Source organism: Sporofaciens sp. St.21A7, assembly GCF_059728535.1.
This window is the reverse complement of record NZ_BAAGFN010000002.1, coordinates 20,428-34,866: the sequence shown is the minus strand read 5'-3', so window position 1 is coordinate 34,866 and position 14,439 is coordinate 20,428. Positions and strand designations below refer to the sequence as shown.

The 14,439-nt window shown below is 42.0% G+C and carries 14 protein-coding genes and 1 pseudogene; 11 read left to right on the top strand and 4 right to left on the bottom strand.

The annotated features are described in order from the left end of the window. Window positions 1–351: 351 nt before the first annotated feature. From AC6I3O_RS26620 to AC6I3O_RS26610, 3 genes are all read left to right on the top strand, one after another. Window positions 352–1,236, top strand: coding sequence for a YdcF family protein (locus AC6I3O_RS26620; RefSeq protein WP_497853739.1), 885 nt, complete (start codon window positions 352–354; stop codon window positions 1,234–1,236). A gap of 248 nt (window positions 1,237–1,484) precedes the next feature. Further along, a complete protein-coding gene (locus AC6I3O_RS26615) occupies window positions 1,485–2,165 on the top strand; it encodes an ABC transporter ATP-binding protein (protein WP_497853737.1) in 681 nt (226 codons plus the stop codon). Then, complete coding sequence (locus AC6I3O_RS26610) at window positions 2,166–3,368, top strand: ABC transporter permease (protein ID WP_497853735.1); 1,203 nt, start codon at window positions 2,166–2,168, stop codon at window positions 3,366–3,368. Between the two features lie 18 nt (window positions 3,369–3,386). Here AC6I3O_RS26610 and AC6I3O_RS26605 read toward each other — a convergent pair whose 3' ends face one another. Beyond that, entirely contained in the window at window positions 3,387–4,253 is an 867-nt protein-coding gene (locus AC6I3O_RS26605) for an IS3 family transposase (RefSeq protein ID WP_497849287.1), read from the bottom strand. Between the two features lie 8 nt (window positions 4,254–4,261). After that, window positions 4,262–4,540: a transposase gene (locus AC6I3O_RS26600; RefSeq protein ID WP_497849288.1), complete on the bottom strand. Its 279-nt coding sequence runs from the start codon at window positions 4,538–4,540 to the stop codon at window positions 4,262–4,264. Window positions 4,541–4,779: 239 nt separating this feature from the next. Between AC6I3O_RS26600 and AC6I3O_RS26595 the strand changes: the two genes are divergently transcribed. The 3 genes from AC6I3O_RS26595 to AC6I3O_RS26585 all read left to right on the top strand — a co-directional run bounded on the left by AC6I3O_RS26595 (window position 4,780) and on the right by AC6I3O_RS26585 (window position 6,770). Beyond that, window positions 4,780–5,796 (top strand): ABC transporter permease, encoded by a 1,017-nt coding sequence (locus AC6I3O_RS26595; RefSeq protein ID WP_497853733.1) that lies wholly within the window; start codon window positions 4,780–4,782, stop codon window positions 5,794–5,796. Between the two features lie 355 nt (window positions 5,797–6,151). Beyond that, the gene (locus AC6I3O_RS26590) at window positions 6,152–6,454 is read left to right on the top strand and encodes a type II toxin-antitoxin system RelB/DinJ family antitoxin (protein WP_497853731.1); all 303 of its coding nucleotides are present in this window, start codon (window positions 6,152–6,154) and stop codon (window positions 6,452–6,454) included. 1 nt (window position 6,455) lies between these two features. Continuing rightward, entirely contained in the window at window positions 6,456–6,770 is a 315-nt protein-coding gene (locus AC6I3O_RS26585) for a type II toxin-antitoxin system RelE/ParE family toxin (protein ID WP_497853729.1), read from the top strand. A gap of 107 nt (window positions 6,771–6,877) precedes the next feature. On the opposite strand, the gene AC6I3O_RS26580 is transcribed toward AC6I3O_RS26585, so the two are convergent. Next, window positions 6,878–7,537, bottom strand: a complete 660-nt coding sequence (locus AC6I3O_RS26580; RefSeq protein ID WP_497853727.1) for a Crp/Fnr family transcriptional regulator — start codon at window positions 7,535–7,537, stop codon at window positions 6,878–6,880. An 86-nt stretch (window positions 7,538–7,623) separates the two neighbouring features. On the opposite strand from AC6I3O_RS26580, the gene AC6I3O_RS26575 reads away from it, so the two are divergent. Continuing rightward, window positions 7,624–8,307, top strand: coding sequence for an ATP-binding protein (locus tag AC6I3O_RS26575; protein WP_497853725.1), 684 nt, complete (start codon window positions 7,624–7,626; stop codon window positions 8,305–8,307). Between the two features lie 104 nt (window positions 8,308–8,411). On the opposite strand, the pseudogene AC6I3O_RS26570 reads toward AC6I3O_RS26575, so the two are convergent. Continuing rightward, window positions 8,412–8,597 (bottom strand): annotated as a pseudogene (locus AC6I3O_RS26570) (CatA-like O-acetyltransferase); the annotation flags it as partial. 780 nt (window positions 8,598–9,377) lie between these two features. Here AC6I3O_RS26570 and AC6I3O_RS26565 point away from each other — a divergent pair. The 4 genes from AC6I3O_RS26565 (at window position 9,378) to AC6I3O_RS26550 (ending at window position 14,433) form a co-directional block, all read left to right on the top strand. Beyond that, window positions 9,378–9,596: a hypothetical protein gene (locus AC6I3O_RS26565; protein ID WP_497853723.1), complete on the top strand. Its 219-nt coding sequence runs from the start codon at window positions 9,378–9,380 to the stop codon at window positions 9,594–9,596. A gap of 397 nt (window positions 9,597–9,993) precedes the next feature. Next, window positions 9,994–11,412 (top strand): magnesium transporter, encoded by a 1,419-nt coding sequence (gene mgtE, locus AC6I3O_RS26560; RefSeq protein ID WP_497853720.1) that lies wholly within the window; start codon window positions 9,994–9,996, stop codon window positions 11,410–11,412. Between the two features lie 448 nt (window positions 11,413–11,860). Beyond that, window positions 11,861–13,132, top strand: coding sequence for a DUF6070 family protein (locus tag AC6I3O_RS26555; protein ID WP_497853718.1), 1,272 nt, complete (start codon window positions 11,861–11,863; stop codon window positions 13,130–13,132). Then, a complete protein-coding gene (locus AC6I3O_RS26550; RefSeq protein WP_497853716.1) occupies window positions 13,129–14,433 on the top strand; it encodes a DUF6070 family protein in 1,305 nt (434 codons plus the stop codon). Before AC6I3O_RS26555 ends, AC6I3O_RS26550 begins: the two co-directional genes overlap by 4 nt. Window positions 14,434–14,439 lie beyond the last annotated feature (6 nt).

Below are 14,439 nucleotides of genomic sequence, written 5' to 3'. Positions count from 1 at the left end.
CAGTATACAATAGGAATTGCGCTGAAGCGCAAGCAGGTCATCAATTTCCTGACGGAAATTGGTGACAAATATAATTGTATATGGATACTCGAATAATAGCAAGTGTCTGATTGTGTATTAGAATGTATTTTACACCGCCATTTGAGTATGATAAAATTATGGAGAGAATCCCTTAGCGGAAGGGCTTTCTAAAATGTCGTATTTTAAAGGGGCAATACAGATATGTTGCAGATTTCATTTATTCTTTTTTTAATACCATTTTGCATATTTGCGAGAATTATGCTGCATGATCCCAGAACATTATGGAGCGGCGTTTCATTTTTCTGGATGATGACAAGTCTGGCAGTTTTTTTGTTTTTTATACTTTCCCAGTACTCAGAATGGCTTGCGTCACATGATGCAGTCGTCGGACTTCTTGTTTTTCTGTTTATTTTGGCAGTAGTCAGCGTAATCGCATTTCCGGCAGTTTTGATTGTTACGTTTTTTATAGAAGGAATAAAAATTATCCGGCATGAGGGAATGAAGCCTTCTAATTTATTATCTATGCTATTTTCAATCCTGCTGTTTGGATATCTTGCAGTCTGGCCAGTGATTGGGAGTCTGGAAAAGGGCAGATTCAGTACAATATTTTATGTAACGATTAGTTTTTCTGCTGTATATGTATTGTCACTGATGGCGATGTATTCACTATCTGCGGTTCTTAATCTTATTCATCTGAGAAAAAAGAGGAATGCGGACTATATTATTGTACTGGGCTCCGGGATTATTGGGACTAAGGTTACGCCGCTGCTTGCGGCCCGGATTCATAGAGGAATAGAGCTTTTGCGCTGCAACCAGAATGCGGTACTGATTATGTCCGGAGGGCAGGGGCCAGGCGAAGACATTTCGGAAAGCGCCGCTATGGCGGCATATGCTGTCGATCAGGGAGTGGATGCTGAAAAGATCATAATGGAGCAAAAATCGGTATCAACGGAGGAAAACCTGATGTTTTCAAAGGAGTTGATAGACAACGAGAATGCGAAAATTGTTATTGTTACAACTGCTTATCATGTCTTTAGGGCTTTAATTCTGGCGAAGCAGCAGGGAATAAAATGCGTAGGGTTTGGTGCAAAGACAAAATGGTATTTTACACTGAATGCATTGCTCCGTGAATTTGCAGGATATCTTCGGCTGACCTGGAAGAGACACGCTATTGTAATAGGCATCATTATAAGCATTGCAATAGCTTTTAGATGAGTTATTAAATCCATATTTTAATTCATAAATGTAGGCTAAAGAAGATCAGCAGCCTCTTTATTCATGCCGCAGTGAACCTCTATATAGTGATAATTCCTGCAAAATTGCAGGATAATTGCAATATTCCTGTAGGATTGGTGTGTTATGCTTCTTATACATTAAAAATGAAATTCCATGCAGACGGGCATAATGATTTGGGAATTCATTTTCGATGTATGGATTTTATGGAGAAAGAGGTGCTTTGATTTATGAATTTGTTGGAGGTTAAATCAATTTCCAAGACCTACGGGGAAGGAGATACGGCCGTACAGGCTTTAAAGAAAGTTAGTTTTTCGGTACCGAAAGGAGAATTTGTCGCAATCGTCGGGGAATCAGGCTCCGGAAAGAGTACGCTCCTTAATATGATCGGTGCGCTGGATATGCCTTCCTTTGGCAAGGTATATATTGACAGCAAGGATATTTTTGCAATGAAAGAAAGAAATCTTACGGTTTTCCGCCGCAGGAATATCGGGTTTATTTTCCAGAGCTTTAATCTGGTTCCCGAACTGACGGTTGAGCAGAATATCATTTTCCCGGTACTACTTGATTACCAGGAACCAGACAGAAGATATCTGGAGGAACTGCTAACAGTGCTGAACCTTCGGGAGCGCCGGCACCATCTGCCAAGCCAGCTCTCGGGCGGGCAGCAGCAGAGAGTGGCAATCGGTCGGGCGCTGATTACCCGTCCTGCCCTCATCCTTGCTGATGAGCCGACAGGAAATCTGGACACACAGAACAGCAGAGAGGTGATTACGCTCCTAAAAGAAGCGTCCAAGAAGTATGAGCAGACTATCATTATGATTACCCACAGCCGCAGCATTGCACAGAAAGCGGATCGTATCCTGCAGGTGTCGGATGGGGAGCTGAATGATCTGGGGGAGGTGCGGTGAATGAAGAGTTATCTTAGCTTAATTCCGATTTCTGCACATGTCCACAGTCGGCAGAACCGGTTGACACTTTTGTGCATTACAATTTCCGTATTTCTGGTGACGGCGGTTTTCAGTATGGCTGACATGGGAAATAGGATGCAGACGAATAATATGCTTAAGAAGCATGGGAACTGGCATGTCCAGCTAAAAAATGTGCCTGAAGCCGACGCAGAGCAGATTGGCCAAAGTGCAGATGTTTCTGTTGCGGCATGGACGGATGTGGTGAATTACGGCAGGGAAGAAGAGTACCATATTGGGAAAAGGAAGGCTGCTCTATATGGAGTTGATGAAGCTTATATTACGGATATCAAGAATGGTTTGAAGGAGGGCTCTTTCCCGCAGAATGATACGGAGATTTTGATCAGTTCTAATGCAAAGGATGCGTTTGGTGCAAAGACAGGCGACAGAATCACCATAGAAACACCTTCCGGCAGCATGGATTTTACCATATCCGGATTTGGTGAGGATGATGAGGAGTTCAATGCATTATATGGAACATTCAGTGTATATATGAACCGAAAAGCATTTGAGAAGTACGGGCTTGTCCGAAATCCATCCTTATATATACGGTATCAGAGCCAGGCAGATATCAGCAGACATGTTTCAGACATCAAGGAAGAGTATGGATGGACGGATGAAAATATCGAAGTAAATAAAGCTTTGATGGGGACGGGAGCCCTTGGCGGGGATTCGGGAATGCAGGAGATTTACATGATTGCTGTTATGCTGTTTATTTTGATACTGATTGCAGGAGCACTGATGATTGCAGGCAGTATGAACAGCAATGTCGCCCAAAGGACGAAATTTTTCGGTATGATGCGCTGTATCGGTATGAGCAGGGAACAGATTATCCGCTTCGTAAGGCTGGAAGCCCTGAACTGGTGTAAGATTGCGATTCCGGCAGGTGTCATCCTTGGTATTCTGGTCACATGGGGAGTGTGCGCCCTGCTGCGGTTTATGGCAGGAGAGGAATTTGTCAGTATTCCATTGTTTGGAGTGAGTGCGGCAGGAATTGTCAGCGGAGTGGCAGTGGGAATTATTACGGTTCTGATTGCAGCGCAGTCTCCGGCAAAAAGAGCGTCCAAGGTGTCGCCTGTGTCAGCTGTTACAGGCAATGCAGGGGATGGGAAAAATATGAGCAGTGGATCTATGTCAATACTTTAGACAAAAAAAGTTGAAAGGTTATGCTGCTGTTTTAAGTTCTTCATCCTCCTTTTGTTGTGGTGTCATATAACCAATAGCACTGTGTATTCTTTTACGGTTATACCAGCCCTCTATGTATTCAAAGATTGCTCTGCGGGCTTCCGTTGAATCCTGATAGTCATGGAGATAGATTTCTTCCTTTTTCAGCACGGAATGGAATGACTCAATACAGGCATTGTCATATGGATTCCCCTTACGGCTGAAAGAATGCAGGATTCCCCTGCTGGCCAAGTAGTTTTCAAATTCCCGACCCGTGTACTGACTCCCAAGGTCGCTGTGCAGGATAATCCCCTCTGTATCCGCGACATTCAGGCACGCATTCTTTACTGCCTGGACTGCCAGTTCCGCCGTCATAGATGTTCCATAGGCATACCCGATGATCTTGCGGCTGCATAGGTCCATAACAGACGCCAGATAAGTCCATCCTTCTTTCTGCACATGGATGTAAGTAATGTCCGTACACCATTTTTGGTTAATGGTCTCCGTTTCAAAATCACGCTGCAAAATATTTACCTTATCATCTGGGACGCTGCCATGATTGGCACGGTGGTTGTACTTCTTTACTACAACAGAGCGCAGCCCCTGCTCTGCCATATGCCTCTGCACCCGCTTGACGCTGCAGGATGTACCGTTATCATTCAGTATGCGGCATATTTTGACAGCTCCATATCTCTGTTTTGAGTCCTCATATGCCTGTTTCACTTTCCGGCCGAATTCTTCATACTCTTTTTGCTTATTTGAAGGCACACGGACCAGAGCCTTGTAATAGGTGCCCCTTGGGAATTTCAAGGCGCTGCAAAGCTGGGACACAGAGTAATCAGCCAGGTTGTTCTGGATAAAAGCCACAATTTCGGCTATTGTTCTTTTGCGAATATGGCGGTCGCTTTTTTTAATATTTCATTCTCGATCTTAAGGCGCTGGTTCTCTTTCTGGAGAGCCTTATACTCCCTGAGGGTAACCGTTTCCTCCCCCGATACTTTGATTGGGGAAAGCTGCTTTACCCACCCGCTGATAGTACTCCGATTTACGCCATATTCACGCTCCAGTTTTGGATACGAGGTTCCTCCGGCATTGTACAGATCCACGATCTGCTGTTTAAATTCCAGAGTGTAAGATTTTTGGTTTTTCGCCATGCCCTTCATCTCCTTTGCTCTTTCACTTGATAGTATAGATTGTTCAACTTTTCCTGTCCACTCTTATATACTAACACCACAGCGCTGCAAATACCCGGTTTGCAAAAATAGAAACCGCTCTTGGCATGCATCATGCGGTATCGAAAAAGAAAAACCTGATATTGATGACCGGCTCTTTTGCCCTCAGCATTATTCTTTTTTTAAGTTTTACCGTTTTTGCAGATTTGGTGAGCCTGATTATGCCCCAGAAATCTAATGATGCAGATATTGAGATTGCGAGCAGTGACGGCTCGAACTCAATAAGCAGCGTACTGCTGGATGAACTTGGAGGCATGGAGGGAGTAACCAATGTGTTTGGACGCAGGAGTTGTTTTGATGTCCCGGCGCAGTTTGCGGAAGAGGGTCTTTCGTCTGGTGTGGTGGATGTTATTTCTTATGATGAATTTGATCTGGACTGCCTGACAAAGGATAAGGAGCTTAAAAAAGGCAGTGATATTTCAAAGGTATATGGGAACAGCCGTTATGTTCTGGCAATCTGTGACGCAGATGTTCCGGTAGGGATAGGTGATAAGATACGGGTTGGCAGTGAAGAGGTTGAGATTGCGGGAATGCTGAAAATGAATCCGTTCAGCAGTGACGGGACATCTGGCGGAAAGGTTACGATCATTACTTCAAAAGAAACATTTACACGGCTGATGGGTATTGCGGAATATGCTCTGCTCATGGTGCAGATGGAAGAGGATGTAGAGAATGGAGATGTGGAAGCAATCCGTAATGCAGCGGACAATGAAATAGACGGTGAATATGCGTTTAGAAACAGGATCGGCCAGAAAACAGGCAACACGTATGCGGCATTTATGATTTTTGCTTATGGATTCCTGGCGATTATCGCACTGGTGACAGTATTGAATATTGTGAACAGTATTTCCATGAGTGTATCTGCCAGAATCAGGCAGTACGGAACAATGCGCGCGGTGGGCATGGACGAATGGCAGGTCACAAAAATGATAGCGGCAGAGGCATTTGCTTATGCTTTCTATGGATGTGTGGCCGGATGTATTCTTGGACTGCTCATTAGTAAAGGGCTGTACGGTATCCTGATTACACCGCATTTTCCATATGCTGTGTGGAGCATTCCAATCGTTCCGCTTCTGGTCATCGTGCTGTTGGTTTTTGCAGCGGCCGTGGCTGCAGTCTACTCTCCGGCGAAACGCATTCGGAGTATGGCGGTGACAGAGACGATGAATGAGTTGTAATAAATGGGCATAAAAAACAGGAAGTCTTTTTTTGAATTTTCTGTTTTTTGTGCCGTTCTGCATGTAAGGCTATTATTCAGTTTTTAGCTGGCTGCAGTTTTATAAACCAGAATGGTCAATTTCTGACATTATCGGATAAAATGATACAATTAGAATATTTGGAGGCACAACGCTCAGACAGATTCAATCTGTCTGAAAATAGTGTATTATGTTATTGTGACGGAGAGGAATAGCTTCAGGAGACTTTTCAGGATATTGGGGAGTTTTTCTCTAATGTATGTCTGATATATGAAGAAAATAGTGCTTGAATTGTAACGACAAAAGCGTTACAATATAAAAACTAGGAGGTGTAATTATGGAAAAAACAGCAACATTGAACTTAAGAGTAAATCCAACTGTTAAAGAACGGGCAGAAAAAGTATTGTCTCAGTTAGGTGTTCCCATGTCAACAGCAATTGATATATATTTGAATCAAATTTCTCTTACAGGTGGAATTCCTTTTTCTGTTTCTTTACCCAAAGCACCAGTATCGATTCATGCAGATACCATGACAACGGAAGAAATCCATCAAAAATTGGAAAAAGGTTACAATGATATAGCAGCAGGAAGAGTGCAAAATGCAGCGGAAGCGTTCGCAAAATTTAGGGAGAACCATTGATATGAAACAATATACGGTTGAGATTACAAATGAAGCATTGGCTGATATGGATCAATTATACAATCATATTGCTTATGCCCTTCAGGCACCAGAAAATGCAATGAATCAGTATAACCGGATTGCAGACGCTATTTTGACATTGGATACTATGGCTGAGAGAATCTGTATTATGGAATCAGAACCGGAACGAAGCAAAGAGATGAGAAGATTGTTGATAGACAATTATTCTGTCTTTTTTGTAATCCAGGGAGATAAAGTGATTGTAACAGATGTATTATATAGTGCATCAGATATTGAAAACCGATTAAAAGGTTAAATGATAAAATCAAAAAAGAAAATATGAAACATGAGGCAGGATACATTCCCATAAAAAGGAAGGTGTCCTGCCTTTTTGTATCTCTTTTCAGTTTTAAAAATATGAATCTACAGCAGAGTAAATTGATTTTTCTCAAAGGTCAGAAGCCCTTCATTCCGCATCCTGCACAGCTCATTGGACATAGCGCTGCGGTCTACGGAAAGAAAATCCGCAAGCTGCTGCCGGTTGAAGGGAATGGTAATGGAACTGTCGTTCTGTTTTTTTGCCTCTTCGGACAGATAAGAAATCAATTTTTCCCGTGTGGTACGCTTTGATATATGTCCAAGCTTCTGTACGAGTTTCCTGTTCTTATCAGATATTGCAAAAAAAAGATTCTGCAGTACGATTGAATGGAAACGGCAGGCTGATGAGCAGACGTTCAGCATTTTCCGTACGTCAAAGAATATGACGGTGCTGTCGTCCACAGCAATAACATCATTCAGAATCGGTCCGCTTCCGGGGGAGACATAGGCTTCTCCGAACATTTCACCGACATGGATGACGTTGACAATGCTCCGGTTTCCCCAATAGTCATCCCGCTGGATGTGCAGCTTCCCTTTTACCAAAACCGTAATATGGGTCAGGTGTTCCCCCTGCCTGAAAATATATTCTCCCTTTTTATAAATACGGGATTTTGCCTGGAGACATCCGAGTATTGTATTGACTTCGTCTGTCCTTACACCAGCGAACAGCTGCGTCTCTTTGAGCACAGGCACATATTTTTCCATATAAAATCCTCTTTCTGTTGTAAATACAACCGAATTGTTTTGTTTATTGTATTATGATAGCTACAGAAAAGCAAGGAGGAGTTCATATGATCAGAAAAATTATTAAAATCGATAAAGAGAAATGTAACGGATGCGGGGCCTGTGCGGCAGCCTGTCATGAAGGTGCGATTGAAATGATAGATGGGAAGGCAGAGCTTACCCGTGAGGATTACTGTGACGGTCTGGGGGATTGTCTGCCAACATGCCCGGCTGATGCGATTTCATTTGAGGAACGGGAGGCGCCAGCCTATGATGAGGCGGCCGTACTCGCTGCAAAAAAGGCTGGCTGTCCCGGATCAAACGCAAGGACGATTACAAGAAATGCAGCGGATTCGGATGTTTCTGTTACCGCTGTCCCTGTCAGCAGCCAGCTAAAGCAATGGCCTATACAGATAAAACTCGCACCTGTAAAGGCACCTTATTTTGAGAATGCCAATCTGCTGATTGCCGCGGACTGTACGGCATATGCCTATGGGAATTTCCACAGCGAGTTTATCAGGAACCATATTACGCTGATTGGGTGCCCCAAGCTTGATGAAGGGGATTACACGGACAAACTGACGGATATGATTGCAGGAAATGATATCAAGAGTGTGACGGTTGTAAGGATGGAAGTTCCATGCTGCGGCGGAATTGAACATGCGGTAAAAGAGGCTCTTAAAAGGAGTGGCAGATTTATACCATGGAGAGTTGTAACCATTTCTACGGATGGAAAAATTCTGGATAATTAATTGTTTTTTATGAAAGAAATACCTATAAAGTATCTTACAGGAATTGGTCTGACGAACCTAATCGTTCGCAGACCAATTCCTGACTGGAAAAATCTTAATGAGTGTTAAGATAGTGTATTGAGATAAAGCTGTAAATTCTCCGCAAATTTGCCTATATGCACCCCGTCTACGAAAGAATGATGAACCTGGACAGAAAAGGGAAGCATGATTTTTTCCATTCTTTTTTCATATCTGCCCCAGTCAAATAATGGTGTTGCATTATCTTTATTTTGGGAATCAATGTGGGAGAGGCGTAATTGATTAGTTGCATATTTGGGGTGGCTGAAAAGGTGGCTGAAAAGTCAAAATAAATCATTGTGATATAGTTGGGTATGTGTTACAATATCCAGTATTATTGACAGTGACAAATCAAAATTTTCGACACCTCAAGATTATGAATTAAAAGCAAAGAAGTTTAAGTTGACCACATTAGACATAGCGGTAGCTAAGAAAGGAGTTGTAATGAAAATAAATAATAGCAAAAATCGTTTATCTCATATTATAGCTTTTTTCGTTATGGTCCTTTTTACTATGTGCTTGACTATGAATGTGCTTCTGGGCGGCAATTATAATCTTTATGAATCATTAGATAATACAACCGTAATTGAAACGTGGACAATTTCGGAAAGTGTTGCTGCCAATCAAGATAGTGATAATACGACACATTTTAGGCCTTTATTTTTGAATAATAAAGATTCTCATACTGAAACTATAAGGAAGAGTATATGCCCAATATCCATTATTGCTACTATACCAAAAGGATTCTGCTTGTTTCCTTTTTTACTCATAGTTTATCTTTTTATCTTTTTAACCTTATTTATATTATTGCCCAATAGTTGGACATTAATTAATCAGAAAATACGTCTGGACATTTGAATCAACTCCTTTTCAAAATCATTGCAAGTATGATAGTGATTATGAGCCATTTTTAGAATTAAATAATGGTTTCCTTTTTGTATGTAAGTAAGCGGTGTTTATAAACCGCATACTTATTATGAGAGTGAAGCAAAGATTGAATAGGAGAAATATGAATGAAAAAAAGGTTATATAAATTATTTCTTGCGCTAATAGTAAGTCTGTCTCTGGGTTCAAATCCCATAGCACAAAATGAGATACGCAAAATGCTTGAAGCTCTTTCGGGAGCTGCTGAGACGCAGGTTCAAGAACTTGAAGAAGAGTCCGAAAAAATCAAGAAAGAAAAAGAGTTTCCGGTGCATTGCCAGTTGTCCAGCCGGAAGGCTGAATGGTAAAAATTTACATAATCATATATATGTCGCTCATTGACTTATTGCAGATTTTTGATATAATATAAATGGCATTTTATTGAGTAATGCCTGTAAATATAATGATAAGCGAGGTGAAATTATGGACGACAGTAGTAGTAGAAGTATAGGCAGGGTTTTCATATATTGTCATAATATGCATTGCTACAGTCATGTTCATAATATGTAGCGGTTTGTTGTGTCCATATATAAAGACCATTGTCTGATTCTAAAACTATACTGCATGGATAGGTCGAGTGCAGAATCGTAAGGTTTATGAGCGACAATGGTATTTTTATGCCTTTTTGCTCGGTTGCTTTTTGCGCCCGCCTTTTAATCTGTGGCTGTCGATATGCAAGCCCAATGAGAAAAGGAGGAAAATGCAATGAATGTAAAAGACAATGTTCAAAATGAAGCTGTTGAAATGATGCAATACCCTGACTACAAAGCCGAGATTGTCGAGGTGCTCCGCAGTAATCTGATTCCCAAAATCAAGCAGGAACGTATACTTGCATACCATGAAAAGGATATTGCGGATGCATTAAAACTGCTTAGTCTAGAAGAACGTAGCAGGTTGTATCGCATTTTGAGTGCGGACACACTTGCAGATATACTCGAATATGCCGAAAACAAGACAGAATATATTGGAGAAATAAGTATCCAAAAAAGAATTGACGTACTTTCTCAATTTGAGATTACAGAAATGGCAGAATGCCTTCGCCAAATGGATAAAGAAGACCGTGCCACGGTAATTGAATTGTTAGGGGATGAACTCAAACATCAAATTGTAATGCTCAATTCTTTTGGTGAAGATGAAATCGGTGGAAGAATGACCACAAATTATATTGCTGTCCGTTCTGGAATCGGCGTGCGGCAGGCAATGCACTCACTGATTGAACAGGCGGCAGATAACGATAACATTTCCACTATTTATGTACTTGATGAAGGAGAAACTCTTCTTGGTGCAATTGACTTAAAAGATTTGATTATAGCACGTGACGGTACACTGCTTGATGCGATTATTATGACATCATATCCTTATGTCTATGCCACGGAACTGATTGATGACTGCCTTGGTCGTATCAAGGATTATTCAGAGGATTCCATTCCTGTTTTAGATTCGGATAATAAACTTGTAGGGGTACTGACCTCGCAGGATATTATGGAACTTGTTGATGATGAAATGGGGGAAGATTATGCAAAACTGGCTGGTCTGTCCGCAGAAGAAGATTTAAATGAATCCTTGAAAAAGAGCATCCGTAAGCGTTTGCCCTGGTTGCTTGTGCTGCTTGGCTTAGGAATGGTCGTTTCCAGCGTTGTTGGAGTATTTGAAGGAGTTGTTGCGCAGCTGCCATTGATTATTGCCTTCCAGTCACTGATTCTGGATATGGCGGGAAATGTAGGAACACAGTCGCTTGCTGTTACGATACGTATCCTCATGGACGAAAATGTGAACAGTAAGCAAAAACTTTTTCTGGTTACAAAAGAAGCACGTGTGGGTTTGGCCAATGGTCTGATACTTGGCATATTATCCTTTGTGTTTATTGGGTTGTATTTAGTTGTATTAAAGAACCAAGCGACAACGGTAGCATTTGCTGTATCTGCATGTACGGGTATTGCATTGCTTTTTGCAATGATACTTTCAAGTTTGTCAGGAACATTGATTCCTCTTATGTTTAAGAAATTAAAAGTCGATCCCGCCGTTGCGTCTGGTCCGTTGATTACAACAATCAATGACCTTATTGCAGTTGTTACATACTATGGTTTAGCATGGATACTGATAATTAATGTTATGCATCTGTGAGTTTTCATGTTAAAAGAAGCGTGCCTTTTTCCCCGAATTGACATCAGATGATGTAGAAGAAATCGAAAGAGCGGTTATGCAGCTGGCATAATCAACAACTTAATATCAATAAAACAGCGTAAAGGCGCATGGAACAGTAAATTGTAAACCATGCGCCTTTTATGCGCCAAAAAGGAGGAACATGAGCGATACCCAAAGCGTAAAAGATAAGGTTCAATGACAATATTTTGAAATTTATCCATGCAAAACCTGCCGTTAACGGTGTTTCTGTATCTTGAAGGAAAGGGAAACATTTACATTTTTCTCTTGACTTTCAAATCCTACATATGTAATATTTATTTTGAGACAATAGATTTATAATTTTTTTTGACTTTAAATCCTACATGCGTAGTATTTCTTTTGAAGCCTATAGATACGCGGGATTTAGAACAGATGAATGGAGGCAGATATGAGGTTTGAAGGAAAAGACAGATACAAGCAGAAGATGGGAAGAAACTGGTTCGTTCTTCCTCTTATTATTATCTTGCTTTTGAGTATATCTGGGTGTACTGATACATCCCAGACGGAATCTGGAGATGATGAACAGGAGAACAGGGCGGTAAAGTCCGGGAAGGAGGCTCAGGAGAAAGCAGACCCAGTGATCGAGATTGGATATGAGCTTTTTAGAGATGCCGAGGAAGCAGGACGTATGGAGGATTTGGAAATGTTCCGCAGTATTGTAAACCAATTTGGCAATCATGGTTATGCGGCCGTTGACGGAAGGAACCAGATTGACATGACAGAACCGGAGCAGGTCATCAGCTTCTGCGGGAAAGTAGACGCGAAAGAGGAAGGAGAGCTGACCATTCTTAAAATCAATGACCTTGAGGGAGTCTTGGACGGGATTGTGAAATATGACCTGACGACAAAAGACGGAGAGGTAGAAGCAACCACCAGTTATTACAAGTATAAGGATCAGGACATGGAAAAGGTGTCTACAGCTGGTTTTCATGCGGACCGGTGGGAATACACGGAGGACGGATATCTGATGTTTTCCGGCAGTTATTTTTCCGAACAGTTATATGTGCTCACTATGAGTGAAGCCAGCGAGTATGCTGCGTTTCGGGTGCTGCCTTTAGACGAAACATGCAGGGAGCTGAACCGGCAGTATATCCTTCCTGCCGGTTATGAGAGGAACAACCTGTTTCTGGTGGATTGGAATGAGAATGATTTTGGGACGTTGGATTTCTATGATCTGTATGACCTGTTTTACCCCAGGGTAAACGGCGGGCAGATCCCATATGGTATGGACGATAACTTAGGGGTCGGCGCGGTATACAGGATACCGGAGGATGAATTTGAGAACGTCATTCAAAGATATATCAACATAGACAGCGGTACATTGCAGTCAAAAACGGTTTTTTATCCGGAGGATGGGACGTATGAATATAAGCCGAGAGGCTTTTATGAAGTGGAATATCCGGAGTATCCATATCCGGAAGTAGTTCAGTATACGGAAAACAGTGACGGAACCATAACGCTGACAGTAAATGTGGTATTTCCTTATGCAGGCATTTCCAAAGTATATGCCCACGAGGTGGTGGTCCGCCCTTTGGAAGGCGGAGGGGTGCAGTATGTATCTAACCGGGTTATACCGTCAGAGGAGAATCAGGAGGGAACTTGGCATAAGCCGCGTCTGACTCCGGAACAGTGGGAAGAGATGTATGGAGGCATGGAATGATGGAAAATGTGAAATGGCTGATTCAAAAAAAGGGCGTTTTCATCATAGAATTGCTGGTTATTGTTATCGCCTGTGTCATAGTTTTAAAAGGACCAAAGCAGAATAATTCAGGAGAGGAAAACATAGAGGAAATCAGGGCGCAAAAGGCAGAAGTTCCTGTTAATCATATGGAAGGAATAGATGCTGACGAGATAGACGGGGACGAAATAGATATCGGCAATATCACTGCAAAATCTTCTGATTCCCAGGCGCCAGTTACCCAGGAGAGGAAAGTCTGCCTTTTTACAGAGGAAGAAAAGAAGAAGATTCAGGAGACGGCTTTGACGGCAGCAGAGCAGGTAAAAGGTATCTATCAGAATATAGAGGTCGCTGACGGCCCTGCTTTTTCATCGAATATTGCAGAGTTTACAGGCGAGCAGTGTAAGGAAGTGGTCTCACTTCTTGGACAGGCGGGGTTTGTAAGCATTACGGAGGACTGCAATATGGTAAATCCGGAAAGGCTCCACGCATTTTACGCCGATTATCTGAATCAAAAAGAGTCCATGTTCACAATCTTCCAGGTGAATCCGGACGGCCTGATCGGTGCATTTACTTTCCTGTACAGGATGGATGAACTGCAGACCTATTATGTAGGGATAGGCTGGCAGCAGGGCGGCATACCTGAGATAAGGAGTACTTTGGAAAACAGCATAGCAGAAATAAAATTAACGGAAAAAGGATATTTTATCTATTCTTATGAAATCCTGATTCCGCATTCAAGCCTGCGCCAGTGCTTTAGAACAAGTCCCATATCAGACAAGTGCAGGGAATTAACCAAAAAGTATTTATCCGGCCTAAGCTATGTAAATTATAATCTGCTTGTGACAAACTGGGACAGCAGCAATGTGGAGGATATTCTGATGCCTCGTATGTTTGAAGATATTTATCGCATTTACACAGGTGAGATTTTCAGAACGAAGGACAGGACTGTCCCTGCAGAAGTGTATGAACAGGTCATGACCGCATGTTTTCCGGTATCTGTAGAACAGGTACGAAAGGTATGCGGCTATGATGCAGGCAGTGGCAGTTACCCCTATGAAATGATATATGCAAGTCCATACCCGCCTTTTGGAGAAGTGGTTGATTATACGGAAAACGGGGATGGAACGATAACGCTGTTTGTCGATGGTGTATGGCCGGATTATAATTCGGATTATGCGTTTACTAATATGATTGTTGTACAGCCGTTTGAAGACGGGACTTTTCGATATCTTTCTAACGTGATAGAGCAGAAGGAGCTGGAAATTCCGGTAATAGAGTGAAAGGAA

What these genes read in the sequence shown, in the direction of transcription:
- AC6I3O_RS26565 (WP_497853723.1), top strand. Translation starts at nt 9,378, where the DNA reads ATGAAAAAAAGGTTATATAAATTATTTCTTGCGCTAATAGTAAGTCTG.
- AC6I3O_RS26600 (WP_497849288.1), bottom strand. Translation starts at nt 4,540, where the DNA reads ATGGCGAAAAACCAAAAATCTTACACTCTGGAATTTAAACAGCAGATC.
- mgtE (WP_497853720.1), top strand. Translation starts at nt 9,994, where the DNA reads ATGAATGTAAAAGACAATGTTCAAAATGAAGCTGTTGAAATGATGCAA.
- AC6I3O_RS26590 (WP_497853731.1), top strand. Translation starts at nt 6,152, where the DNA reads ATGGAAAAAACAGCAACATTGAACTTAAGAGTAAATCCAACTGTTAAA.
- AC6I3O_RS26575 (WP_497853725.1), top strand. Translation starts at nt 7,624, where the DNA reads ATGATCAGAAAAATTATTAAAATCGATAAAGAGAAATGTAACGGATGC.
- AC6I3O_RS26585 (WP_497853729.1), top strand. Translation starts at nt 6,456, where the DNA reads ATGAAACAATATACGGTTGAGATTACAAATGAAGCATTGGCTGATATG.
- AC6I3O_RS26580 (WP_497853727.1), bottom strand. Translation starts at nt 7,537, where the DNA reads ATGGAAAAATATGTGCCTGTGCTCAAAGAGACGCAGCTGTTCGCTGGT.
- AC6I3O_RS26610 (WP_497853735.1), top strand. Translation starts at nt 2,166, where the DNA reads ATGAAGAGTTATCTTAGCTTAATTCCGATTTCTGCACATGTCCACAGT.
- AC6I3O_RS26550 (WP_497853716.1), top strand. Translation starts at nt 13,129, where the DNA reads ATGATGGAAAATGTGAAATGGCTGATTCAAAAAAAGGGCGTTTTCATC.
- AC6I3O_RS26595 (WP_497853733.1), top strand. Translation starts at nt 4,780, where the DNA reads ATGCCCCAGAAATCTAATGATGCAGATATTGAGATTGCGAGCAGTGAC.
- AC6I3O_RS26555 (WP_497853718.1), top strand. Translation starts at nt 11,861, where the DNA reads ATGAGGTTTGAAGGAAAAGACAGATACAAGCAGAAGATGGGAAGAAAC.
- AC6I3O_RS26615 (WP_497853737.1), top strand. Translation starts at nt 1,485, where the DNA reads ATGAATTTGTTGGAGGTTAAATCAATTTCCAAGACCTACGGGGAAGGA.